The organism is Methylophaga muralis (genome assembly GCF_001720165.1).
GTDB lineage: Bacteria > Pseudomonadota > Gammaproteobacteria > Nitrosococcales > Methylophagaceae > Methylophaga > Methylophaga muralis.
The window spans coordinates 61131-85394 of the sequence record NZ_MCRI01000003.1 but is presented as its reverse complement, the minus strand read 5'-3'; the positions used below and the strand labels follow the sequence as shown (position 1 = coordinate 85394).

Annotated in this window: 23 protein-coding genes; 8 read left to right on the top strand and 15 right to left on the bottom strand. The window is 45.0% G+C overall.

Annotated elements, in window-relative coordinates; all coding sequences use genetic code 11:
• Positions 1–3: 3 nt before the first annotated feature.
• Entirely contained in the window at positions 4–1356 is a 1353-nt protein-coding gene (locus tag A9E74_RS02900; RefSeq protein ID WP_069295148.1) for an ATP-binding protein, read from the bottom strand.
• On the bottom strand, positions 1343–2014 hold the full coding sequence (locus A9E74_RS02895; protein WP_069295147.1) for a response regulator: 672 nt from the start codon (positions 2012–2014) through the stop codon (positions 1343–1345). Before A9E74_RS02895 ends, A9E74_RS02900 begins: the two co-directional genes overlap by 14 nt.
• 156 nt (positions 2015–2170) lie before the next feature.
• Between A9E74_RS02895 and A9E74_RS02890 the strand changes: the two genes are divergently transcribed.
• Positions 2171–5326 carry an efflux RND transporter permease subunit gene (locus A9E74_RS02890; RefSeq protein WP_069295146.1) on the top strand — a complete coding sequence of 1052 codons (3156 nt, stop codon included), beginning with the start codon at positions 2171–2173 and terminating at the stop codon, positions 5324–5326.
• 10 nt (positions 5327–5336) lie between these two features.
• Positions 5337–6437 (top strand): efflux RND transporter periplasmic adaptor subunit, encoded by a 1101-nt coding sequence (locus A9E74_RS02885; RefSeq protein ID WP_069295145.1) that lies wholly within the window; start codon positions 5337–5339, stop codon positions 6435–6437.
• Positions 6438–6480: 43 nt separating this feature from the next.
• Here A9E74_RS02885 and A9E74_RS02880 read toward each other — a convergent pair whose 3' ends face one another.
• The 3 genes from A9E74_RS02880 to A9E74_RS02870 form a co-directional block, all read right to left on the bottom strand.
• On the bottom strand, positions 6481–6639 hold the full coding sequence (locus A9E74_RS02880; protein ID WP_069295144.1) for a DUF3309 family protein: 159 nt from the start codon (positions 6637–6639) through the stop codon (positions 6481–6483).
• Between the two features lie 78 nt (positions 6640–6717).
• Positions 6718–7443: a Crp/Fnr family transcriptional regulator gene (locus tag A9E74_RS02875; RefSeq protein ID WP_069295143.1), complete on the bottom strand. Its 726-nt coding sequence runs from the start codon at positions 7441–7443 to the stop codon at positions 6718–6720.
• A 143-nt stretch (positions 7444–7586) separates the two neighbouring features.
• Entirely contained in the window at positions 7587–8306 is a 720-nt protein-coding gene (locus tag A9E74_RS02870) for a Crp/Fnr family transcriptional regulator (protein WP_069295142.1), read from the bottom strand.
• A gap of 376 nt (positions 8307–8682) precedes the next feature.
• Here A9E74_RS02870 and A9E74_RS02865 point away from each other — a divergent pair, with 376 nt between their 5' ends.
• Together A9E74_RS02865 and A9E74_RS02860 are read left to right on the top strand one after the other, a co-directional pair.
• Positions 8683–10071: a diguanylate cyclase domain-containing protein gene (locus A9E74_RS02865; protein WP_069295141.1), complete on the top strand. Its 1389-nt coding sequence runs from the start codon at positions 8683–8685 to the stop codon at positions 10069–10071.
• 62 nt (positions 10072–10133) lie between these two features.
• Complete coding sequence (locus tag A9E74_RS02860; protein ID WP_069295201.1) at positions 10134–10460, top strand: BON domain-containing protein; 327 nt, start codon at positions 10134–10136, stop codon at positions 10458–10460.
• Positions 10461–10463: 3 nt separating this feature from the next.
• Here A9E74_RS02860 and A9E74_RS02855 read toward each other — a convergent pair whose 3' ends face one another.
• The 6 genes from A9E74_RS02855 to A9E74_RS02835 form a co-directional block, all read right to left on the bottom strand.
• Positions 10464–11705: an ArsB/NhaD family transporter gene (locus A9E74_RS02855; protein WP_069295140.1), complete on the bottom strand. Its 1242-nt coding sequence runs from the start codon at positions 11703–11705 to the stop codon at positions 10464–10466.
• A 180-nt stretch (positions 11706–11885) separates the two neighbouring features.
• The gene (locus tag A9E74_RS02850; RefSeq protein WP_342670158.1) at positions 11886–12158 is read right to left on the bottom strand and encodes a glycine zipper 2TM domain-containing protein; all 273 of its coding nucleotides are present in this window, start codon (positions 12156–12158) and stop codon (positions 11886–11888) included.
• 72 nt (positions 12159–12230) lie between these two features.
• Entirely contained in the window at positions 12231–12719 is a 489-nt protein-coding gene (locus A9E74_RS14635; protein ID WP_245652022.1) for a DUF4113 domain-containing protein, read from the bottom strand.
• A gap of 5 nt (positions 12720–12724) precedes the next feature.
• Positions 12725–13501 carry a Y-family DNA polymerase gene (locus A9E74_RS14630; RefSeq protein WP_245652021.1) on the bottom strand — a complete coding sequence of 259 codons (777 nt, stop codon included), beginning with the start codon at positions 13499–13501 and terminating at the stop codon, positions 12725–12727.
• Position 13502: 1 nt separating this feature from the next.
• Complete coding sequence (locus tag A9E74_RS02840) at positions 13503–14126, bottom strand: LexA family protein (RefSeq protein WP_069295139.1); 624 nt, start codon at positions 14124–14126, stop codon at positions 13503–13505.
• Positions 14127–14197: 71 nt separating this feature from the next.
• On the bottom strand, positions 14198–14773 hold the full coding sequence (locus tag A9E74_RS02835; protein WP_084002869.1) for a YqaA family protein: 576 nt from the start codon (positions 14771–14773) through the stop codon (positions 14198–14200).
• Positions 14774–14984: 211 nt separating this feature from the next.
• Between A9E74_RS02835 and A9E74_RS02830 the strand changes: the two genes are divergently transcribed.
• Together A9E74_RS02830 and A9E74_RS02825 are read left to right on the top strand one after the other, a co-directional pair.
• Positions 14985–16301, top strand: a complete 1317-nt coding sequence (locus tag A9E74_RS02830) for a mechanosensitive ion channel family protein (protein WP_069295138.1) — start codon at positions 14985–14987, stop codon at positions 16299–16301.
• Between the two features lie 192 nt (positions 16302–16493).
• Positions 16494–17648, top strand: coding sequence for a baeRF3 domain-containing protein (locus tag A9E74_RS02825; RefSeq protein WP_069295137.1), 1155 nt, complete (start codon positions 16494–16496; stop codon positions 17646–17648).
• Positions 17649–17709: 61 nt separating this feature from the next.
• Here A9E74_RS02825 and A9E74_RS02820 read toward each other — a convergent pair whose 3' ends face one another.
• The 3 genes from A9E74_RS02820 to A9E74_RS02810 form a co-directional block, all read right to left on the bottom strand.
• Entirely contained in the window at positions 17710–18237 is a 528-nt protein-coding gene (locus tag A9E74_RS02820; protein WP_069295136.1) for a hypothetical protein, read from the bottom strand.
• A gap of 157 nt (positions 18238–18394) precedes the next feature.
• Positions 18395–18586, bottom strand: a complete 192-nt coding sequence (locus A9E74_RS02815; protein ID WP_069295135.1) for a hypothetical protein — start codon at positions 18584–18586, stop codon at positions 18395–18397.
• A gap of 178 nt (positions 18587–18764) precedes the next feature.
• Positions 18765–20087 carry a PQQ-dependent sugar dehydrogenase gene (locus tag A9E74_RS02810; RefSeq protein WP_069295134.1) on the bottom strand — a complete coding sequence of 441 codons (1323 nt, stop codon included), beginning with the start codon at positions 20085–20087 and terminating at the stop codon, positions 18765–18767.
• A 228-nt stretch (positions 20088–20315) separates the two neighbouring features.
• Between A9E74_RS02810 and A9E74_RS02805 the strand changes: the two genes are divergently transcribed.
• A complete protein-coding gene (locus A9E74_RS02805; RefSeq protein WP_069295133.1) occupies positions 20316–20633 on the top strand; it encodes an HPF/RaiA family ribosome-associated protein in 318 nt (105 codons plus the stop codon).
• Between the two features lie 120 nt (positions 20634–20753).
• Positions 20754–21263 carry a hypothetical protein gene (locus tag A9E74_RS02800; protein ID WP_069295132.1) on the top strand — a complete coding sequence of 170 codons (510 nt, stop codon included), beginning with the start codon at positions 20754–20756 and terminating at the stop codon, positions 21261–21263.
• Between the two features lie 58 nt (positions 21264–21321).
• Here the strand turns inward: A9E74_RS02800 and A9E74_RS02795 are convergent, their stop codons facing one another.
• Positions 21322–24231 (bottom strand): UvrD-helicase domain-containing protein, encoded by a 2910-nt coding sequence (locus A9E74_RS02795; protein ID WP_069295131.1) that lies wholly within the window; start codon positions 24229–24231, stop codon positions 21322–21324.
• Between the last annotated feature and the right edge of the window lie 33 nt (positions 24232–24264).

Genomic DNA, 24264 nt, shown 5'->3' with positions numbered 1-24264 from the left:
GGCTTATTGCATCGGAATGCTGATAGTGACTACTAGACCTTTTGTTGCACCATTTTTAATCTGTAATTCGCCTTTAAAACGTCTGACAATGGCATCAACAATGGCAAGACCAAGTCCGCTGCCATCACTGTGATGGCCATGCACAAAACGTCGGGTTAATTCTGAAAGTAATTTTTCAGAAACGCCCGGCCCCTCGTCTTCTACTGTCCACAGTAAGAAGTCATCCTGCTGCGTTGCCGAAAGTGTAATCACGCTATTTACAGGGGCATGACGAATGGCATTTTCCAGCAAATTACGTAAAGCGGCTGACAATAAAATCGCTGAGGCCTGAAGTTTTTCATCCACATCATCATTACAGCGCAAGGTCACCTGTTGTTGTTTGGCAAGGTGCTGTACATCACTCAACGCCATATTGTTGATTTCAGCAATCGGTAAACGTGTTGATTCGGTTAATTGTCCATCGCCTTCTACCCGAGCCAGTAATAACAGTTGATCCAATGTACGTTGCAATCTGTCAGTGGCTTTTTCAGCTTGTAACAAGGCATGCATAGCCTTGCCGCCATCAGTCAATCTGGCCACCTGCAATTGGGTTTTGATCCCGGCTAATGGCGTGCGTAACTCATGCGCTACATCTCCGGTAAAGCGGCGTTCCCTGAGTAAAGATTGCTGCATACGTTGTAATAAACGGTTTATTTCATCGACCAGCGGCCTTACTTCGGCCGGACGTTGCTCCCAGACCAGTGATGTCAAATCTTCAGTATTACGTTTCGCCATATTTTGACTTAGGCTGTGTAGCGGTTTAAAACCATGCAAGATGCCAAACCAGACTACTGCCAATGTGCCTGCCAGACTCAAGAAAAATGGCACTCCGGCAGCAATCACCACTGATCGCATCAAAGTATCGCGGGTTTCGAGTCGTTCAGCCGTGGTGATGGTTAAGCCGCCTTGAGAAAGATTAAAGACCCGCCATGCCTCGCCATCCTGCATCCGGTTCTGATAGCCCTGTTGTGTGGTGGTCAATACATTATGTGGCGCGTCATGTGACACGGCGATAATATCGCCCGCTATATTTGCGACTTTACATGCCAGTGTTGGCGGTAAATCTGGATTATGGGCAGGATCAAATAATGGACCGCGTTGCACACCTTTGACCAGCGGGTCCAAATCATATTGAGACATTAACGACATTAACATTTTGGCTGAAGCAGCAAGACGGTTATCCAGCGTATTCTGCATTTCTTTCTGAACGCTCATCAGCAACCAAGGTGCCAACAGCAGCCACATCAATAACACTGCAATACCGATACGCCACAATAATTGCCAACGCAGATAATCTTTGGCTTTAGCCGGACTCATTGACCGCTCCTAAACGATAGCCCACACCACGAACAGTTTCGATCCAATCATCCCCTAATTTGCGACGCAAATTATGGATATGTACTGCAACAGCATTGCTTTCAATGCCTTCTGCCCATCCGTAAAGCCTATCTTGTAACTGCGCAGCAGTGACTACTCTGCCGGGCTGTTGCAATAAGGTTTCCAACACAGTGATTTCACGTCGCGATAAGGTTAGAGTTTTGTTATTCAAGGTGACTTGCAAGGTGGATGGATCAAATTGCAAACTGCCATGTTGAATGGCCTGCGTCGCTCTTCCTGCAGCTCTGCGACTCAGTGAATGTAATCGGGCAGCAAGTTCAGTCAAATCAAATGGCTTACTCATATAGTCATCAGCACCGGCCTGCAGTCCACTGACTCTATCGGGAACAGCATCCCGTGCTGTCAAAATAAGCACCGGAACATTATCGCCACGTTCCCGCCAACGATTGAGTAACTGCATACCATCTTCATCGGGTAAGCCTAAATCCAGGATGACCGCATCAAAACTGGCGGTAGACATTGCGGTTTCGGCACCACCGGCATTCATCACCCATTCTGCCTGGATACCCAATGCATTAAGGCCGGTCTGAATGCCTTCCCCCATCAATGCATCATCTTCTACAATCAGTACATACATCGGTCTGTATCCGCGATAAAAACATTATTTTCATTCAATTGAATTAAGACAACGTTAACATTGTCTTAACTTAGCCACTGCATTCTACGCAGCAATGCTGATTGGGTAACGTCGCTGCAATCAGACACTCCAAATTAATAACAAGAGAAGCTATCTATGTGGCTGGTGAGATATGCCCTAACCCGACCTTATTCTGTGGCCGCTTTAAGTCTGCTGATTTTTGCAGCGGGATTTATCAGTTATCTTAAATTGCCTGTCGATGTATTGCCCAGCGTCAATATACCTTCGATAAAAGTGGTGTGGACCTATAACGGTCTTAATACCAATGAAATGGCTTCCAAAATCACCACCTTCAGCGAAGTGGCGATTATGAATAACGTTGATAATCTTAAGGAAATCCGTTCACAAACCTTAAACGGCACATCGGTTATTCATATCGATTTTCATCCTGAAGTCGATATTGCTAATGCGATGGCGCAGGTCACCGGGGTTTCACAAACCATACGACGGCGAATGCCGGAAGGCACTTCTCCACCACTGGTGGCCGAATACAATCAATCCAGTACACCGATTATTCAGCTGGTGATGTCTTCTGACACATTGACCGATGGCCAGCTGGCGGATTTTGCCCGGTTGCAGTTACGCGGCATGGTGCAATCAATCAATGGTATTCGGATGACACTGCCTTATGGCGGTGCCACCCGGCAGATCATGGTGGATTTGGATCCGGAAGCCTTATTTGCTCAGGGATTGACTGCCAATGATGTAACACGGGCGATAAATGAACAGAACCTGACCCTGCCTTCAGGAAGTATTCGTGAAGCGCAAAATGAACTGCAAATTACCGTTAATGCCAGCCCCCAAGCAGTGGCCGATTTTGAAGATTTACCCATCCGGGCTCGAAATGGTGAGCTGATATTACTGCGTGACGTGGCTAATGTCAGGGATGGCACGGCATTACAAACCAATATCGCCCGTGTTAACGGACAAAATGCCGTTATGGTTTCGCTGATTAAACTGGGCGGTGCATCCACTGTTGGCATTATCGATGAACTGATGGAACGTTTGCCATCGATACAAGCAGCAGCACCGGAAGGCATTACCATTTCACCTATTTTTGATCAGTCGGTGTTTGTCAGCACGGCGTTGCATCATATCGAAATGGAAATCCTTATTGTCGGCTCATTGGTCGCACTGATGGTTTTATTGTTTCTGGGTTCTTCACGCGCCACGCTGATTGTCTTGACCTCAATTCCTCTATCATTGCTAACTGCAATATTTGTATTAAATCTAACCGGCAATACGCTGAATCTAATGAGTCTTGGCGGACTGGCATTAGCCATCGGTATATTGGTCGATAACGCATTGGTGGAAATTGAAAATATCAAACGCCATCTGGCTGACGGCATGGAACCAAGTCGCGCCGTGCTCACCAGCGCCAGTGAAGTAGCCTTTCCGGAATTAGTATCAACACTGTCAACTTGTATCGTGTTTTCGCCGATATTTTTATTAACCGGTGTGGCGGGTTATATCTTTCAGCCGATGGCGATTGTGGTTATTGCCTGTTTGGCTGCTTCCTATTTGTTATCAAGAACGGTTGTGCCGGCCTTGGCAAGATTATTACTGGCCAATGAAAAAGTACTGACCAAACAATCCAAAAATCCTTTAGTGCATTTACATCTGGCTTGGGAACATCGTCTGCACAATGGCCAGCAACATTTGCAAAACACCATCGGACGATTGCAAAAACATATTCTGGTTGCCCCATTAATCGGCATTGTCATTGTTACCGCCGCCGGTTTTGCCTTACAGGATATCGGCCGAGATTTCTTTCCGAAAACTGATGCCGGTTTAATGCGCTTTTATATGCGGGTAGATACCGGTTCACGTATCGAACAGACAGCTGAAAAATTTGCCCAGATCCAACAGGAAATACGCCAAATTATTCCTGAAAACGAATTGGATTTTATGTTTGAAAACATTGGTATGCCAGATTCCATTAACCGTGCCTGGATCGATAGTTTCACCATTGGCAGCTACGACGGAGAGCTGCAAATTCAATTAGCCAAAGGTCATCAGCCGAGTAGCCAATACGAATCTGCTATCCGGCAAATGCTTAAAGAAAAATTCCCAGAAGTCACCTTATTCTCTCAAGCTGCCGATACCACTAACCAAACGTTGTCTGGCAGCACGCCGACTGCATTGGATGTGCGATTTACCGGCCGTAACCTGCCCGCCAGCATTGCTAAGGCAGAAACGTTGATAGAAAAAATGCAGGATGTTGAAGGTGCGGTGGATATCGGCTTTCAGCAGGTGTTTGCGTTGCCGGAATATTATGTGAATCTGGATCGTAAACGGGCAGCTGAGCTCGGTGTAACCACTCAGGGAGCAATCAACAGTTTACTGGGCGCATTGGGGTCAGCTGGTACCGTCGCACCGAGTTTCTGGTCCGATCCGGTGTTTGGTTTTTCCTATGAAGTGCAAACCCGTACCCCACTGCATAAATTACGCACAACCGACGATTTGATGAATCTGCAGGTGCAAACCAGTGATCCGGATATCACCGTACCACTCGCCAGTATTGCCAGTATCACGCCACGTAATGTGGCTGGCAGTATCGGCCGAACCATGCTGCGGCCCACGGTCAACGTATTAATTAACACCGAAAACACAGATTTGGGCTCGGTTTACAAAGCCACCCAACAGATCGTTAATGAACTGAAACAAGACATCGTGCCAGGCAATGATATCGAAATTATGGGACAAGCCGCCGCCATGGATGAAGCTTACCGTGATTTGTTATTCGGCTTTTTACTGGCGGTGTTTTTCATCTACATCATCATGCTGTTTAACTTTGCCTCGTGGATCATGCCTTTGGTCGCGTTATCTGGCGCACCGATTGCCATTTCCGGGGCGATTATCGGCTTAATGCTCACTGGAACAACCATCAGCGTCCCGGCATTAATGGGCTTTATTATGGTCATCGGTGTATCAACCGCCAATAGCGTATTGGTCACCACATTTGCCCGTGATCAATGGGTGGCCGGTAAATCGGCATTTGAAGCTGCCCGCGAAGCTGCATCAACACGTTTAAGACCGGTATTGATGACGGCACTTACCATGATTATCGGCTTGTTGCCGATGGCTCTGGCACTAGGTGAAGGTGGTGAACAAAACGCGCCATTGGCCCGTACTGTTATCGGTGGTTTGATGCTGGGCACCTTTGCCTCACTATTTTTAGTGCCATGGACTTTCAGCATGATCATGCAATTTATTAAACGTCCGCAGCCTATCAAGCTGCCGACAATTTGAGGAACTCACGATGCCAAACTTAACCAAGACAATCTTAGTTGCCGCCGTCATCGCTGTGCCTTTGTGGTTTTATGTTCAGCCCGAAACCGAAGCGAATATTGAACAACCCGCCACTGCCCCGGAGATTCTCTCAGTGCGTGTAGCACAACCACAATCAATATCCAGCTATCAACCATTAGTATTTAACTCTCGCGTGGAAGCCATTGAACAATCAGATATTTTTGCCCGGGCAGATGGTTATGTTGAAAGCCGCCACGTGGATATTGGTGATGAAGTTAAGCAAGGCGACTTGTTAGCCAAACTGTCTTCTCCTGAGTTGGAACAGGAAATTCTGCAGGCCAAAGCCGAAATCAATCGGCAGAAAGCCATGTTGGATCTGACTGAGAAAGTGGCTAAGCGTTATACCAATCTGCGGGATTCGGGTGCCGTCAATGCGACTGAAGTCGATGAAAAAGAAGCTGAATTAGCGGTTGCCAAAGCGACATTAGCCACTTATCAAGCACGTCTTGAGCAATTGGAAAATGAGTTTGCCTACACCGAAATCGTGGCACCGTTTGATGGCATTATCACCCGTCGTCTGGCCGAGCGTGGTAATCGTATTACCCGTAATGATGCGATGCCTTTATTTCGTATCAGTCGCACTGACCAGTTACGCGTAATTGTAGATATTCCGCAAACCCAGTTATTTATTATTGACCAGCAACAAGCTGCACAACTGACCTTGCCGGATTTGGGAAATCAGCAAATTGATGTGCCTATTTCACGTGTTTCGCGTGAAGTAAATCGCGAAACTGGCACCATGCGGGTGGAATATCTACTGGAAAATGCCGAGCTGAATCTGCCGGCTGGTTTGAGTGGTGAACTGGCAATACAGGTTCAGGAAAGAGCTGATGCAGTACGTATTCCGGTCAATGCGCTGAAAACCATTCAAGGCAAACCATCTGTGATGCTGGTCAACGCGGATAATCAGGTTGAAGTCAAAACCGTTCGTGTAGGTCGACTGGATAATAGTGAAGTGGAGATATTGTCTGGACTTATCACCGAAGATCGGGTGATTCTTAATCCTAATGCCAGATTAGCTGAAGGTGTTAAGGTAACTGTTTCAGAATAAAATAGTTAGGCCCACTTGAAGAAGTGGGCCTGTGCACAGCGATTTAAATTCGACCAGTCAGTAATAAAACCAACAATACAATTACCAACACACCGATTAAACCGGTCGGACCATAACCCCAATTTCGGCTATGTGGCCATGATGGCATTGCGCCAATCAATAACAAAATCAGAATTACTAGTAAAATCGTACTTATCGTCATGGCTATTACCTCTCGTTGAAATAATCACGATATAAACAAACATCAGCTAAGTCTGTTCGTTAGCGTACTCATCATTGTTCAAACAACTTTTTTGTTAAATATCTGCATAACCCGTTTATAAGTCTGTTTATCAATTTGATAGCAACTGCAGGCGGAGGCTTCCAAACCTTCACCATCCAGAATGGTGATATTGCCGCGGTGATAATTGATCAACTGCTTTTTGTGTAATGCCGTGGCCGCTCGTGTAATGCCAACACGACGCACTCCCAGCATATAGGCCAGAAACTCCTGAGTAATGCGAAACTCATCGGAGTTTGCTCGATCACGAGTCATTAACAACCAACGTGCCAGTCGAGCTTCAACAAGATGAAATCGCGTGCAGGCGGCAGTTTGTGATAATTGCACCATGCATACATACAAATATTTTTTTAATACCGTCTCCAGTACCGGACTCTGTTTAATCTGCTGCTGCAAATTGGCCACTGAGATTCGTAAAGCCGGACCAGCCCCCTGAACCAATGCATGTAATGGTGCGGTGGTCATGCCTAATACAATGGTATTTCCCAGCATGCCTTCATTACCAATCATTCCCACTTCGAGGTTTGAACTTGCATCGACCGGCGCGATTAACGAAATGAAACTTTGACTGGGAAACCAAGCGTATTGCAATAGATCACCCGGTTCAGTAAGCGTGTCATTAAACTCCAATTCCACCGTCTCACATTGGGCCAATAGCCGTTTTCTTTCAAAGACAGGTAAATCAGCAATCAGGCGATTAATTGGTTTGCTATCAGGATTAAGCAAGTTGACACTCCATTATTCTGATAAAAGGACACTAAAACGATTGTGCCATTTCGGAGTTGTACTCTACGCACATTAGCGAAGCTTAGTCTTATTGTTTGCTTGTCTCTGTCTGCCAGCCCACACACACGGTAAATGGTCTTAATCTATAAAGTTGGGTGTCCGCCCATTAATCTGTCGGTTTCTTTTTTAACCACCCGATAACATTCGCAGACGCGTTGTTCCAAACCTTTACGATCCAGCACGGTAATTTTGCCGCGGACGTAACGAATCAAACCATCTCGCTGTAAATGTCCCGCCGCCTCGGTAACCCCTTCACGACGCACCCCTAGCATATTGGCGATCAGTTCTTGAGTCATAGTAAGTTCATTTGATGGCAAACGATCCAGACTTAACAATAACCATCGGCACAATTGCTGGTCGACTGTATGATGCCGATTGCATACCGCCGTTTGGGCCATCTGTGTCATCAGCGCTTGTGTGTAACGCAACAATAAACGTTGTAAAGTTTCTGCTCGAAAAAACTCGTTTTTCAACCGTTGTCCACTTAAGCGATAAGCATATCCTGCACTTTGCACCACTGCCCAACTCGAGGTCGTTTCTCCCCCCATAAATAAAGAGATGCCGACAATACCCTCTTTACCAACCACAGCAATTTCGGCAGAAGCGCCACTTTCCATTACATGCAATAAAGACACTATTGCTGTAGTGGGAAAATACACATGTTTAATTAGATGATCAGGAGAATAAAGCGTATCTCCCAAAGGCATTTCTATCAGCTCCAAATCCGGAAAAACGCGTTTGCGCTCTTCTTCTGACAGTGCTGCCAGCAGGTGATTATGACAGGGATCGTTTTCTAAACTCATACGCTCTACTTAATATTCCACAAATATCTGTTTATTAGCATTCAACCTCACACCTTCGGCGTCAGTCTTTCAACTTTCACAAATTTGATTAAATATTTTATTAACGCATAAACACTCTTCAACTGTTTGTACGGTACCGCACATAACATCAGAAAAAACAATATTCCACATTCACATCATTTGTACGAAACCGTACATACGGATCCTGCTGTTGTCTTTATGCTGAAATCTACGCTGGCAAAAATTTAATAGGAGGAAAAGTAATAATGTTCATCCAATTTACTTTTGAAAATTCAAGCTTTTCACTAAAAAAACCTGTTAATTGTGATTCAACCAAGATGTCTCATGATACATCTCGGAATGGTTGAGAAACACTATGCGTACTCTACGTACACGTATAACCGACCGCGGATCAATCTGGCAGATTCTTCCAAAGAATCAAGGGGATAAACTAGATTACGAAAATCTGAAACGACTGTGCGATGAATTCCCTTTAGGCATCATTCTGTGTGATGAACAGGGTCGTTGTTTGTATTCAAACCAAGCTTATACAAACATTCTTGGCTATGCGCCGGGAGAGCTTCTCGATCTGGATTGGCACACTTGCCTCTACAGTGAAGACGCTGTTCCACTGAATGCTAAATGGAAACAAGCCATATCCAGCCGCAGTTCTCTACAGGATGATGTGCGTCTGATACGTGCTGATGGCACGATGATCTGGACTCGACTCCATGCCGCCATGCTGGATATTGCAGACTATCCTTTTGCTAGTCTGCTGATGGTTGAAGATATCTCCGAACGCAAGGCGTTGGAAAAAATATTGCGACAAGTGGAAAACGCTTTATTTGAAGAAAAAGAACGTGCTCAAGTCACGCTTGATTCAATTGGCGATGCTGTGCTGACCACCGATTTAGCAGGCAATATTACTTATCTCAACCGTGAGGCAGAACGATTAACCGGCTGGGATCGTCTTAAGGCCATGGGTAAACCTCTGTTGAGAGTATTCAATATCATTGATGGTGGGTCGCGTGACACTGCTCCGAATCCTGCCCAAAAAGCCATGCAGGAAAATCAAACCGTCGAGTTAGCCATTGGTTGCATCTTAATTACCCAGGATGGAACTGAGGTTGAAATTGAAGATTCGGCCGCGCCTATTCATAACCGTGATCAACAAGTCTCAGGTGCTGTTATTGTGTTTCACGATGTCACCAAATCTGCTGCGATGATGGAAAAGACCAACCGCCTGGCATGGTATGACCATCTGACCGGCTTGCCTAATATGGCTCTGTTTACCGAACTTCTATCACAATCGATTGGTATGGCGTACCGGCATAACAAACGAGTGGCGATACTGTTTTTAGATATGGATGATTTCAAAAAAATAAATGACAGCTTCGGTCATTTAACTGGTGATGATTTATTAAAATCGGTTGCCGATCGTGTCACTAAATGTATCCGAGTTACAGACATTGTTTGCCGGCGTAGCGGTGATGAGTTTCTGATTTTATTGGGCGAAATAGAATTGCCGGAAGATGCCACTCTCGTCGCCAGGCAAATTCTTTCAGCTATTGCCGTGCCGCAGCGTGTAAATGACAACGACATTACCTTAGCCGCCAGTATCGGTATCAGTGTTTATCCTGATGACGGCTTGGATGCCACGACCCTAATGACATGTGCTGATAGATATATGTATCTCGCTAAACAAAGCGGGCCGAATCAATTTTATTATTCCGGCCCTCCCCACACTGGAAAAGTTAAGCCTTAATGTCGTTAGGCATCTACTTTAATGATCAAGCCAGTTTTAAACGACTTTTCTGGACAAATATTATGAAATCTATTACTAAATCAATGCTATTTATCACGCTGTTAGCCTTTCCGCTGATGGCAGTAGTGTCAATCAGTGGTTGTGCTTCTACATCCACTCAATCCGGTACTGGCGAATATATTGATGACAGTGTGATTACTGCCAAAGTTAAAGCAGCCATCCTCAATGAAGAAACTCTGAAAGTCGCCGAAATCAACGTTGAAACCTTTAAAGGTGTTGTTCAACTAAGTGGCTTTGTCAGTTCACAGGCAGATATTGATCGGGCTGTTGTTGTGACACGCGGCGTTGCCGGCGTGAAATCAGTAAAAAACGATATGCGGGTTAAATAAAACTCACCAAGGCATGCCAGTCGCCCAACTAAACCAGAGGGCGGCTGGAACCATGCTGAGAACAGTGATGGGAATACCTACCCGCATAAAGTCCATAAATCCGAGCTTTACTCCCTGACTCGATGCACGTTCGGCGACAATGATATTGGCCAAACTACCGGTCAATAAAAGGTTGCCGGCTAGGGTTGAAAACAACGCCAATCCTTGTAAGGTAATAACCGAAAGGTTTTCTGTTACCCCCAATAACAACATCACAGCAGGCACATTGCCAATTGTGTTGCTGGCAATTAATGAAAATGGAATTAACACGGCCAGTCTATCCGGTAGCCAACCCTGTGTTTCCAGATAACTCACTGCTGAACCTGTCATTGGCAACGCACTGAACGCCGCCGTCACCACAAATAATGATGCGATTAATACCAACAATGGCAGATCTACTTCTTTAAGCAATCTATCGGTTTTAATAACTCGACCCAATAATAGAAACAGTACTACGCCAAGTGCAATTTGATAACGAAACTGAGAAAACAAAATCAACAGCACAATTAATATCATTGTGGCTAACAGGCTTTTGATAAACAGCCAGCGATCGGCAGTGTGATCATCTTCCCAGTAGCGAATAGTCGTGGCTTGCTGTAACTGATTACACCACACTCGATTCACCACTGCATATACGACTCCTAACGCAAGCAACACAGGCACGATGGTTAATAGGAAATAGTCGTGAATGGACAAAGCCCCCACACTTCCGATAAGAATATTTTGTGGATTGCCAATCAAACTGACCGCTGAGCCAGCATTTGCAGCCCCGGCCAGCGCCAACAAATAAGGACGTGGATCCAGGCCCTGACGCATTAATGCCATGCACAATACCGGTGTAAAGGCGAATACAACGATATCGTTAACCAATACCATCGATAACCCACCGCCGCTTATCACCACGCCAGCCAACAATAGCTTTGGTCTATCAGCTCGATAACTTAACCATTGGCTTAAGACATTAAAGCTATTCGCTGCTGCAAAATGGGCTGCCAAGAGCATTAAAACAAATAGCATTAATAAGGTTGGAAACTCGATAATTTCCGGTAGCTCGTTGACTCCCACCGCACCGAGGGCGATCAACATAAATGCACCAGCCATGGCAATGCCCGTACGATCGGCACTCAGCCCAGGCAATTTACCGACCGCCATCACGTAATAAACTATTAAAAAAACGCTTAACACCAATATATCTGGCAACGGCATTCTTTTTTCCTTGTGGCCGACATTAGTAATTATTTAAACGGATGAACACAATTTATCGGTGAGTTCGTCTGCACAGGCAATTTTAAGAGAAAACTGTTTTATCCGCTGTATTTCACACGGTCTAAAACAAAAAAGCCCCGTCATCACTGACGGGGCTTTTGCTTTGTTACTTTCTGGTAATTAATCTTTACCGACTTGATTACCAATTACGCCGCCTACTGCAGCACCACCAACAGTACCGACTGCGCTGCCACCGGTTAAGATGGCACCGCCCACGGCACCAATACCTGCGCCTGCTGCTGTGTTCTTATCGCGGCTGGACATATTGCCGCAACCGGCTGTTACCAGCATAGCTGTAGCTAAAAGGGCGATAAATGATGTTTGACGAATAATGTTCATAATAGTTATCTCTGAGTTCGGCCAAAACATATCTGGCGCGATACCAATCAGCATACTCGCCTTTGTTTATTGGCATGTGTTTAGTTTTTTTAGATTGCCAATAAAAAGTTTTTAAAAATCTTTTACTTAGCTGACAGTTAACACATCCTCCCACTTTGTCGTATAACTCGGGCTTTTATGTTCCTGCTTCATTTTCCACGGACGTTTAAAGCCCTGATTGGCCAGCTGTAACGTGTCTCTGCCCATCGTGTTATTAATGATATCCATCACCGTCATCAACTGTCCGGATTTGGCATCCTGATTCGGTGCAAACAAGTCCCGCTGCTGCCCACTTTTCGGCTGCAGTTCGGTGAGCATAATGCCGGCTTTGGCATAGTTAAATCCGGGGCGATACATTCGTTTCAGCGCAGCGAGGGCATGTTTAACTAACACTCTGGTGTCATCAGTAGCCATCGGTAACGCCGCCATCAAACTATTGCCGTAAAAAGCGTCTCCACTGCGATAAGGACTGCAGCGAATGTAAACCTGAATAATCCTTGCCACCGAGTGCTGTCGACGTAGTTTCATTGCCGCACGGCTGGTATACAGACTGATGGACTCGGCCAGACTGTTCATATCAGTCACCGGAATACCAAACTTCTCGAACTCAATATCTGCTTTTTGTCACTGATGGCATATTCCAGCTCCAGACAACTGATACCGTTAAGTTCGCGCACGGTTTTTTCCATTACCACACTGTATTGGCGCCGCAGGGTTTCAGCATTGGCTTGTTTTAAATCCAAAACGCTGTGAATGCCCTGCGTTTTCAGCTTCACTGCCAGTTTACGGCCAACGCCCCACACCTCACCGACATCCAGATCGGCAAGTAAATGGTTAAGTTGTTCAGGACTTAACTGATTAAAATCACAGACCCCATCAAATTCAGCCCGTTTTTTGGCACAGTGATTGGCCAGCTTAGCCAGCGTTTTACTGGCACCGATACCGACACTGACCGGCAATCCAGTCCATTGCCCTACCCGATGACGAATCTGCTGCCCATATTGCAGTAAATCAAGATGCTGGAAACCGCTCAGATCCAGAAAACATTCATCAATCGAATACACTTCCTGATCCGGCGAAAACTGATTGAGAATTCGCATCACCCGATTACTCATATCGGCATACAACGCATAATTGGATGATAAAGCGACTATCTGTTGCTCATTCGCTATTTGCTGAAACTTAAACCACGGTGCCCCCATCGGAATATGCTGTTTGGCTTCGTTACTTCTCGCCACAGCACAACCATCATTATTGCTGAGTACCACTACTGGTTTTCCGAGCAGTTTCGGATTAAATACACGCTCGCATGAAACGTAAAAGTTATTGACGTCGATCAGGGCGATACTGTGTGACATCTTATTTAAACCGCCGAAACGAACCGGTGACCACACCCCAGATTTCAAACTGCATACCGTCTTTGATTTCAATCGGCTGATATTCACCTGACTGATTGGATGGCAGTAATCGTGGCCCACCCTGTTTGGTTTTCGCCAGCAGTTTAATGGTAAATTCGCCATCGACTACCGCCAGCACAATATCGCCGATAGTGGCAGTTTTAGAACGATCCACCACCGCTTTATCGCCGGGCAATAAACCACTGTCGATCATTGAATAGCCCTGAATGGTGACAAAAAATGTTGCCTCTTCGTCATCAATCAAAAACTCATTAGGATCCAGCCGCTTTTCAACATGTTCATCAGCTGGGGATGGAAAGCCTGCTGCGACTTTGGAACTGAATAATGGCCAGCTGCGTTTAGCTGGTGCAACAACCGGGCGTTCAAATACCGTGGGCTGGTCTGCTAAATGATTAGTTTGCTTATCGGTGGACTGATTAAGTCGATAGGTGGCCAGAAAATCAGCAATGATTGGCTTTTGACTTTGAGGAATACGCATTACCGCAGTTGGTTCTTTGATCACCGTACCTTTTTTGCGTCCGGCACCAACGCGACGACCACCATGAGCATTTGAGCGAGTTGTCATAAACCACTTGATTAATTGAAACAGTTAATCAAGTGTACGAATCGCTTCCCATGCAAGCAAGGAAAAATTCACTAGCTAAACAACAACACGCTCCAGATAAGGCCAATCACCAAAATAATAAAAATCGATGCACCGATTTTATGTTCTTCAAACAAATTTTGCGCCTGATTGCCAAACAGACACACCAGCAAACCAAGCCCAAAATAACGCAAGCCACGCGAAATGGTGGTCGCCAGCATATAGAGCAAAAATGCATAGCCGGTCGCCCCGGCCGCCAGCATGGCAATCTGAAATGGAATCGGCGTGATACCCACACTCAAGACATACCAGAAACCATGTAAATGAATTTGCTGGCGAATAGATTCAAATTGCTCTGGCGTCGACAGCAGAGCAATAATTTGCTCTCCGATCAGACCAAACACAAAATAGCCAATCGCATATCCCAACGCCGCTCCAACCATGCAACCCCATAGCGCCATAGCACTAATCGCCCAGAGCATTTCCCGGCGAGCCTGCATCAAAGGAATCAGAATCGTTTCCAAAGGAATCGGCACAATCAGCGACTCCATGAAAGAAGCAAAAGCCACACCCCACAACATATGCTTTGAATTTACTAAACGCGAACCCAGTTTTTTGAATCTTTCCAAGCGAATTAACTTCCATTATTGAGATGCACAAATTTGATGTGCACACTAAGTAACTGTTCAGGACATCAAAAAAACGTATGTTCAACCAGTGCCAGGCAGCTGTATATAACATGGGTTCAAACTGAAAAAATGAATCAGTAAAGCGATCTAACACTATTCTTTCATCTGAATTTGTGTATGTTTGAAGACACTCAGGCATTGGAGACTGTAAATGCATTACCCTCTCATAGTATTCATAATCACGCTTCTTTGGCTACCCAGTATTCACAGTCAGGAATTAGTCGACCCTGGTGCCGAAATCCAGGTTACTGATGTTCCTCAAGATCAGGCTATTGAATCGCGTTTGACTGACATTCTCGATGTTATAGAGAGTTATGAAGACGTTGAGGTGCAGGTCAGTTCCGGTGTTGTTATTTTGAGCGGCAGTGTTCCCAGTGCTCGTGCCGGACGTGATCTGGTAGCGCTGGCCAGTCGGGTTGAAGGTGTTATCTATGTGCAAAATCTGCTCAGCGAACAAATGGACATTTCCACCCGTGTTCAACCGACCACGCAAAAAATTCAGGAGATGTTCAATTCGCTGATCCGCAGTTTGCCGATTGTGCTGGTGGCAATTCTCACCATTATTGTTTTCTGGTTGATTGGTCAATGGGCTGGCAATCGTGGCACATGGTTGCACCGGCTGGGTTTTACCGAATTGGCGGCAGATCTGGGTGAACGGATTATTCGTATCCTGATTGTCGGGATTGGTTTTCTTATTGCCTTACAGATCCTTGATGCGACAGCCCTGGTCGGAGCTTTACTCGGTGTAGCCGGTGTTTTCGGCCTTGCCGTGGGTTTTGCTTTTCGCAATATTGTCGAAAATTATCTGGCGGGTGTATTGCTTAGTGCTCGCAATCCTTTCAGCATCGGCGATGCCATCAAAATAGGTGAATTTACTGGCAATGTAGTTCGCCTGACCTCTCGCGATACGGTGCTGATGACCGGTGATGGCAATCATTTACGCATTCCAAACAGTACGATGATTACTTCTGTGATGACCAATTTCTCACGCAATCCACTACGCCGTTTTGAATTTAACATCACGATTTCTGCGAATGTCGATCTCAGTACGACTCGTCGACTTGGTTTGACGATTCTGCAACAAATGCCAGGGCTGTTGGCCGAACCCGCTCCACAAGTGTTGATTGCAGAATTACGAGAGAACATGGTCGATTTAACGTTTACCGCCTGGATAAATCAGCATGAAAGTGATTTTGCCAAAGCACGTAGTGAAGCTATTCGACTGGTAAAAATCGGTTTTGATAATGCTGGAATTAATATGTCCGAACCCATTCAGCGTGTTCAATTAGCCGAGCCAATCGAGTCTGTAGCGAAGGAAGAAAAGGCTCAACCCGATCTTCCACAACCCACGATTCAGCCTGCCGTTACGGCCAGTTCTGCGACGGTTGATATTGCAACTGATCCAACCATGACCAAACAACTCGCCAAAGAAATAAGCACATCAAAAGAAGAAAATCTTCTTAAATAACAAATTATTAATTTGTTTTCTAGAAAATAAATTAAATTTTATTTTAATCTGGAATAAAGCTTTTTTCAGCTTGAAGTGTGCCTCTGCAGTTGTTAGGATGGAGTCAACTTATTGGCATTCGCCAAATCTCTAAGTTGTCCCACCTCTGCACATTTCAGACCCAAACCTAACACGTACGCTTTAGGAGAAGTCATGACTGATAGACTCACCATAGAATCATTAGCTGAATTAACTGCATCACACGATGCACCCTGTTTGTCTTTATTTCAGCCCACTCACCGCTCGATGCCGGATAACCAGCAGGACCCTATCCGCTTTCGTAATCTCGTTAAAGTATTGGATAAGTCATTACAACAACAATACTCAGCCACTGAAATCAAAAAACTGCTTGAGCCGTTCGAAAAACTGGCTCGCGATCCATTGTTTTGGAATTACACTCAGGACGGGCTGGCCGTGTTTGCCGCACCAGGCTTTTTCCGTGTTTATTTGTTGCAGCAATCCATGCCAGAACTGGCAGTCGCAGCAGACAGCTTCCATATCAAACCATTACGCCGCTTCTTGCAATCAGTAGATCGCTATCAGGTCTTAGCCCTGAGTCGAGATAAATTCCGTTTATTTGAAGGCAGTCGCGATACGCTGGATGAAATTGAAATTGCTGACGATATCCCTCAAACCATTCAAGAAGCTTTGGGAGATGATTTAACCGATCCGCGTCATTCGGTTTCCTCATACGGTGGTGTTGGTGCCATGAAAGGTTCAATGCATCATGGTCACGGCGGTCGCAAAGACGCACTGGATGTTGATGATGAGCGTTTTTTCCGCTTTGTCGATCGTCAGGTACACGAGCATTTTTCCAAAAAATCACAATTGCCGCTGATTTTGGCATCGGTAACAGAACATCATCATTTGTTTCACAAGGTCAGCCATAACCCGTTTTTGATGGAAGATGGTCTGGCTGCAAATGCCGATGGTTTTACGCTGGATGAATTACGCAAACGGATCTGGGAAATCGTTGAACCTCAGCACCTAGCGCGTCAAGCCGCTTTAGCCGAAGCTTTTTCTGAGGCAAAAGCCCATCAACTTGGCGATGATAATCTTCGCCAAGTCGCAGTTGCCGCCGCTAGCGGACGTGTCGATACTTTAATGATTGAAGAAGGCCATCACATTGAAGGTCGGCTGGATCCCGAAACAGGCGAAGTGAAAACTGCCGAACTCAGTCATCCTGAAGTCGATGATGTCTTGGACGATTTGGGTGAGCTTGTGGAAAAAATGGGTGGCGAAGTCTGGATTTTACCGCCAGATCAAATGCCCGGTAAAACAGGTCTAGCCGCTATTTACCGACATTAAAACCATTTCAATATCAGCAAACTCTGTTGCCTTAACTAGGCAGCAGAGTTTGATGTTGGATTCAACTCAACGGGTATTCGTGTTCGACATAAAATTGCTGATACACAATCTCAATCCGTAACCGATCGCCGGCTTCGATAAACTGCAACGGCTGACTGACATCATCAATCCATTGCTGTGCCTGTTCGGCTTTGATAAAACTGCAGATATCGCCAATCGGCCAGTGGAAATACACTTCGCGCTGTTTCTTTTCTGCTAATACGGCTGGATCAGTCGTTTCTGGCAGCGGAATATACGAACTAAAAATCTCTAAGCCACCCTGCTGCTCTGGATCATTAGCACTGTATTCCAGTGAGATATCCCATCCCCGCACCAAACCATTATCGGCATCACCACGTTCGATACTGAAACCATACATCGCCAAAATATCATCATCAATTTCCGGCAGTTTCTTCAACGCATCCTGCACTGACTTGATTGCAGCTTTATCTTCATCTGTTAAGTTTTCCAGACTAAAAAGCCAATCGCCTAAATTAATGGCGGCCTGAATAATAGGCGGATGGGTTTTGTCGAGCAGAATATGTGACATGAGATAAGAAACGGGTCAGTAAATTGGCTGTATAGGATAACGAGTAACGCACCCTAATGGCTAATCAAAATATACTCATGAAAGTTTGATTATATTGAGGCAATAAAAAACCGTTACCGATAACTTGCGCTATCGGTAACGGTTGTTGAATCTGGTTTTATTTATCTGATGTATCTTTGCAGAAAATCGCGTCGGTTGGTTGCGTATTATTTTGCTGACTATCAACGATGGTAGTCGACAAATTGTCTACTTTTTTGTGCTCAAACTCTTTATTTTCAGCTACGGCCACACTGACGGAACTGGCAAGGCTTAACGCACTGATAGAGAGAAACGTCTTTAATCTGTTCATAGGATGACTCCGTTAAATTCGGCGGGAGCTAACTTAATAGCCACGATTCCGTTATAGACCTATGAAACTGAACTACCGCTGAACAAATTCAAAAATGCTTCATTATTTAATAATCTCTCAAACCTGTTTAAATTCCCATGCTGCAGCGTGGGAACCAGACCGAATAGGTCAAACTAAATCACTCCGTTTCCGGGCTCACACGCCAGATGGTATTACCGACATCATCAGCAACCAAAATGCCGCCTTGTTTATCGACAACGACACCTACCGGACGGCCCATAGCATCGCCATTACCGTCAACAAATCCAGTCAGAATATCTTGTGGCATACCGTCCGGTTCACCATCTTTAAACGGCACAAAGATCACTTTATAACCACTTAACGGTTTTCTGTTCCATGACCCATGTTGACCGATAAACGCACCGTTTTGATATTTTTCATCGAGTAAATCCGCTTGATAAAAAGCCAAGCCTAATACGGCAGTATGGGCACCTAATGCATAATCCGGTTTGATGGCTTTTTCAACCAAATCGGGTCTTGGTGGCTCGACTCGCGTATCGACTATCTGGCCATAGTAGCTATAAGGCCAGCCGTAAAAGCCGCCATCTTGCACCGAGGTCATATAATCCGGCACCAGATCGCTGCCAATTTCATCGCGTTCATTAACGTTGGTCCACAGCTCTCCACTTTCAGGCTGCCAGGCTAAACCGTTAGGATTACGCAAACCCGATGCAAAAAGTCGTTTTTCGCCAGTCTCGGGATTGACCTCTAAAATCGCAGCACGGTTCTCTTCGTTCTCCATGCCATATTCTGCAATATTACTGTTGGAACCCACCGTGGCGTAAATTAATGTGCCATCTTCATTGGCGATAATATTTTTGGTCCAATGATGATTAATCGGCCCACCTGGCAAATCAGTTACATGCTCAGGCTCAGCAGTAATTTCAGTCTGCCCTTCTTCATAAGGAAAACGCACAATCGCATCGGCATTGGCGACATAGAAATCATTGCCAATCAACTCCATGCCAAACGGTGAATGCAGCTTTTCAAGAAATACATGACGGGTTTCAGCTACACCATCGCCATCCTCATCACGCAATAACGTAATCCGATCGGCGCTCGGAACAGCAGCTCCGGCACGTTTCATTACTAAACCTTTTACCCAATCTTTAATACCTGTATCAGGTTTTTCGCTTTCAGGCGCATTTGATTCGGCCACCAGCACATCGCCGTTTGGCAATACATAAATCCATCGTGGATGATCCAGATCCATGGCAAACCGGTTCACCTTTAAGCCATCTGCTGCAATGGGTTCACCATCAATCGGCCAACCTTTGGCCGGAGCAATTTTCAGCGTGGGTAACAAGCCTTGTTTAGGAGCAACCAAGGTCGGCTCAGGACCATAATCTGCTTGCGGAGGTACCTTAGCGGTATCGCCACAACCACTCAAACTCACGGCCAACACGCCAATTAAAGTTCCATACACATAAGGATGTTGCATAGCGTACTCCTGATAATCATTAAGATAGATTTCGCTTCCAACCGATTCCGATTAGAAAATCACTCACTGAGTCTAACAAGGTGGGCTATGGGACGGCTTGCTTTGGGTTAAAGGCCTTCGAAGTAATTGGCTTTATAGTGGCTTATGTGTTTTGGTTATTAATGATGAATGTTTGCCAGTTCACATTGTCATAGTTTCAGATGTTTTATTTCACCCAACGGAGGTTACATGCAAATTCAAGTGAATACCGATCGCCACATTCCAGGTGATGACACGCTTACAGACTCTATTCGTGAGGAGTTACAGCATTCTCTAAAACGATTCGATGAGCACGTCACTCGTGTCGAAGTGCATTTAAGTGATCAAAACAGTGAAAACCGTGGCGGTGCTGATGACATCCGTTGTCTGATTGAAGCACGGATAGAAGGCCTTCAACCCAATGTGGTTACCCATGATGCCGCGACCATCAAACAAGCTTTTACCGGCGCAACCGATAAAATGAAACGTGTACTGACCACAACCATTGAGCGTATGCAGTCACGCTAATAGCTCGTTAATAATCGATACCTAAAAAGGCCAAACAAAACGATTTGTTTGGCCTTTTTTGATCACATCCAAACAGGTTTCAAGTAAAGTCTTTAAATACTATTTGGAAGAGGTCAGCACATGGAGTCCATCAGCGTCGCGTTTTCGATTTTTCTTAGTAGCATCACCGGTGGTATGCAACTACATGTTTCAGATGTGATGGGTGGGGATTTAGAAACTCAGATTATTGAATATCAAGATCATAAAATCGATTATCACTATCAATTCTGGAAAATAAAACCCGCTTCTGTCTGCTCAACGACAAAACATGAATTGGTGTCTGAATATTCGCAGTGTACTGTTGCCGCCAAGTCATTTTTCATTGAAACCTGCTCGCATCTCACCAATAACAAGCGAAATCACTGGAAACATAAAAAGCTGGAAAACATGTACTGCTCAGCGGCCGTCAGTTATGAGCCGACCATTGCACAAATATCCATCCCCACAGCAAAAGAAGCAGAACTACTCGAAGCCCAACAAGCATGCTCAATGCTCACACTACAAGCCAGACAAACCAGAAGTCCGCAACACGCTACTCAACGAGATAAAGCTTGTGCGGAATATAAAGCACTTTCTGCTGTAACAAAATAATACTTATCGCTGCTATTCCCTCGTAGGAGCGTGGGAACGAGCTTAAATAATTTTATTTTTAGCTAACCATGTCTTTTTGTGTTCCCACATTCCGTGTAAAAGAGCATTTTTCATCACCACGCATACTGAAGTTCGTACACCCTAGAAATGGCTGGTGTGTTTTAGAATTAAATCGTTGTATAAGCATGCCCGTTTCACAAGCAGGACACCGTTCTGCTTTAAAGCCACATTCAGTTGAGGCACATAGATAATCTGTATCATTCATCACGAACGGCGCACTACTGCATTCTGGACAAGTTTTCACGATGGTTGGGCAATATTTTTTGCCCAGCGAACACGCATAAAACAAACCATACTGCCCTTCAATCGGCACCAGTTGACCTTCCAGACAGCTTGGACAGCGTACTTCTTCAAAATAGTGATTCTGTATAGTAGTCAAAGACACACTGACATCCTCACGCATGTCTTTGAGCTCTTTGATAAAACTGGACTCCATTCCCATTTGTGTATGAATAAAGACAGTTTTTTTGGCCCGACTTAATGCCACATAAAACAAACGTCGCTCTTCGGCGTGTTGAAAATCTTCAAGCCTTGGCAATAAAATTTCCAGCATGGGTTCCGTCTGTACTTCAGATGGAAAGCCGTATTTCCCTTTGATGACATCCAGAATAATCACAAAATCTGCTTGTTTGCCTTTGGCGGAATGCACAGACATACCCGAAAATTTCAAATTACGATGCTGTGATTTATAGGTATTAAGTGGCGGTAATGAATTTTTAAAACGAGCCAAAAACATCACTGAAGCGGTTTGCCCTTTCAACTGATTCTGTATCTGTGCCAATGCCTGTTCAATCGCCGAATCTTTGCCGGTAGTGATGATATGGACTTCACGTTGGTCACTTTTGCTGTGAGTTTTGAGCCGTTTAGCAATCTGATGAGGATTTTTCTGCACAAAACTAGATGCCACTGTTTCAATGCGATCATTGAAACGAAAAGTTTTATCCAGCGATAAAATTTCAGCGTCACCGAAAAATTGCTCAAACTGCGTTGTCAGTCTGACATCACTGCCTGTGAAGCGGTAAATTGCCTGCCAGTCATCCCCGACCCCCATCAAACCACAGCCAGGGTTTGCAGCTCGAATCGCTTTGATAAAGGATGCCCGAATCGGTGAGATGTCCTGAAACTCATCAACTAAAAGATACTTCAGTCGAAAGGATTCTTTGGTATGTGAATGAAAATAGTCTTGCTGAGCATGAAACGTGGCCCGACTGATCATATCGGCAAAATCGATTGTGCCGTTGGCTTGCAAAACAGATTCGTAGCGTTCATAAACCCAGTTAAATAATTTCTGAAATAAGGACCAACGGGTCTGATTGTATCGGCTCATCTTTTTTAAATGTTTGGTATCGACACCCGTTTCAGAGGCTTTGAACAAACTTAAAAACTGCGACATCAACGTATAAAACCCGTTATCCATTTTAAACTGGGTAGTCTGTGCAAAAAAATCGTCGTAGCCAATCGGTCTAATAACATTTTCAATGGGGATGCGGTGCTGTTTGCAATGTCGTTTAATTAATGCTTCCACTGCCTTTGGCAAACCACCCGACTGCTTGGATTGCCAGCTGTAGGTTTCCCACAAGACCGTGCCATTGTCATGATGAACCTGACGTTTCCATTGCATACCCTTTTGGTATTTTTCAGCATCAATGTCCTGTCGCGTTTGGCCATTTTTATCCACGCCAAAATGCTCCAGATGCACATCCAGGTCAGTCAGATAAAAGTCTGGTTGGTAAGCTTTTCTGCCCGGCTCACTTACAGCAACGGGATAAACGGCCTCATATTCAAATGCAATACCATTGCTAAACAGGTAATTTGCAATTTCCAGCTCTTCAAAACTTTTCACCAGGTCGCCTGATAAGGCTCTGACTTCATTATCTTTTACATATTTTAGATACTGGCCATACGTTTTATCATCAATATTATCTGGCTGTGGATAAAAGTAATGCCCAAAAAAAAGTTTCAAATCATCGCGAATGCCATCTGTTTTTAATAACTCCACAATCTGCAAATTCACAAACTTCTGGTATTCACGTTCATCTGTTGCCAGGACACTAACTGTCGTAGCACCTTCACAGAAACTGACTATCTGTCTACCCGCTTGGTGGAAGGTACTCACCTTTAAACCTGTTAACGCTGCATATTCATCAGCGCGTTGCTGTAATTCGTCACGGGCATCGCTGCCAAACGCCAACATCAAAATCTCTTCGGGCCTAGCCAGCCCATTTGCAACCAGATAATTAGCTTTGGCGATCATGGTGCTGGTTTTACCTGTTCCGGCTCCAGCAATCACTAGCACTGCATCTTCATCGGTCACACAGGCCAAACGTTGTTTATCGGTTAAGGGATGCGCTTCAAGTTGATCAAATAGCTGCTGATTTTTCCCTAATTGCCATTGATACCAGCCGTCATTAAACCGCTGCTGAAAATCCTTGGTGTGAAACAGAAAGTCATATAACTGCCCTTCTACTGCAGAACAATTCAACCCCAGATCATCAAATGCCTGTAAGTGGGAAAAATCCGGCTTATAAACCTGATATTTTTCCAATAGCGCGTTGCTGTGTGAAGCTCGAAAATAGCGTTGATGGTTTTTGATTTCGCGACGAAACAATGCTTCTGCTTCAGCTAGTCGCTGATAAATTGGTAAATATTCTGCTTTCCAAAACGCTAGCCGCTCGTGTAACGCTGTGGTTAAAAAGTCATGTAAACCAGACTGTCGGAAAAAACAGAACCGTTTGCCGCCCCATTCAATAATGACCAGCAAACCTGTTTCACGCAGCGAACAGATCTGTTCCGGCCCAGGAAAATTGAAATGTCGGTGATTCACTGTCAAACCGACATGCGACAACTCAAGACGAAATTTTCCAGCGAGCAATTGAATGCGGGATAAGGTAAACGTTTGAATGCTCAAATTAGTTTTGTCTGGTTGATGTCATTCATGATT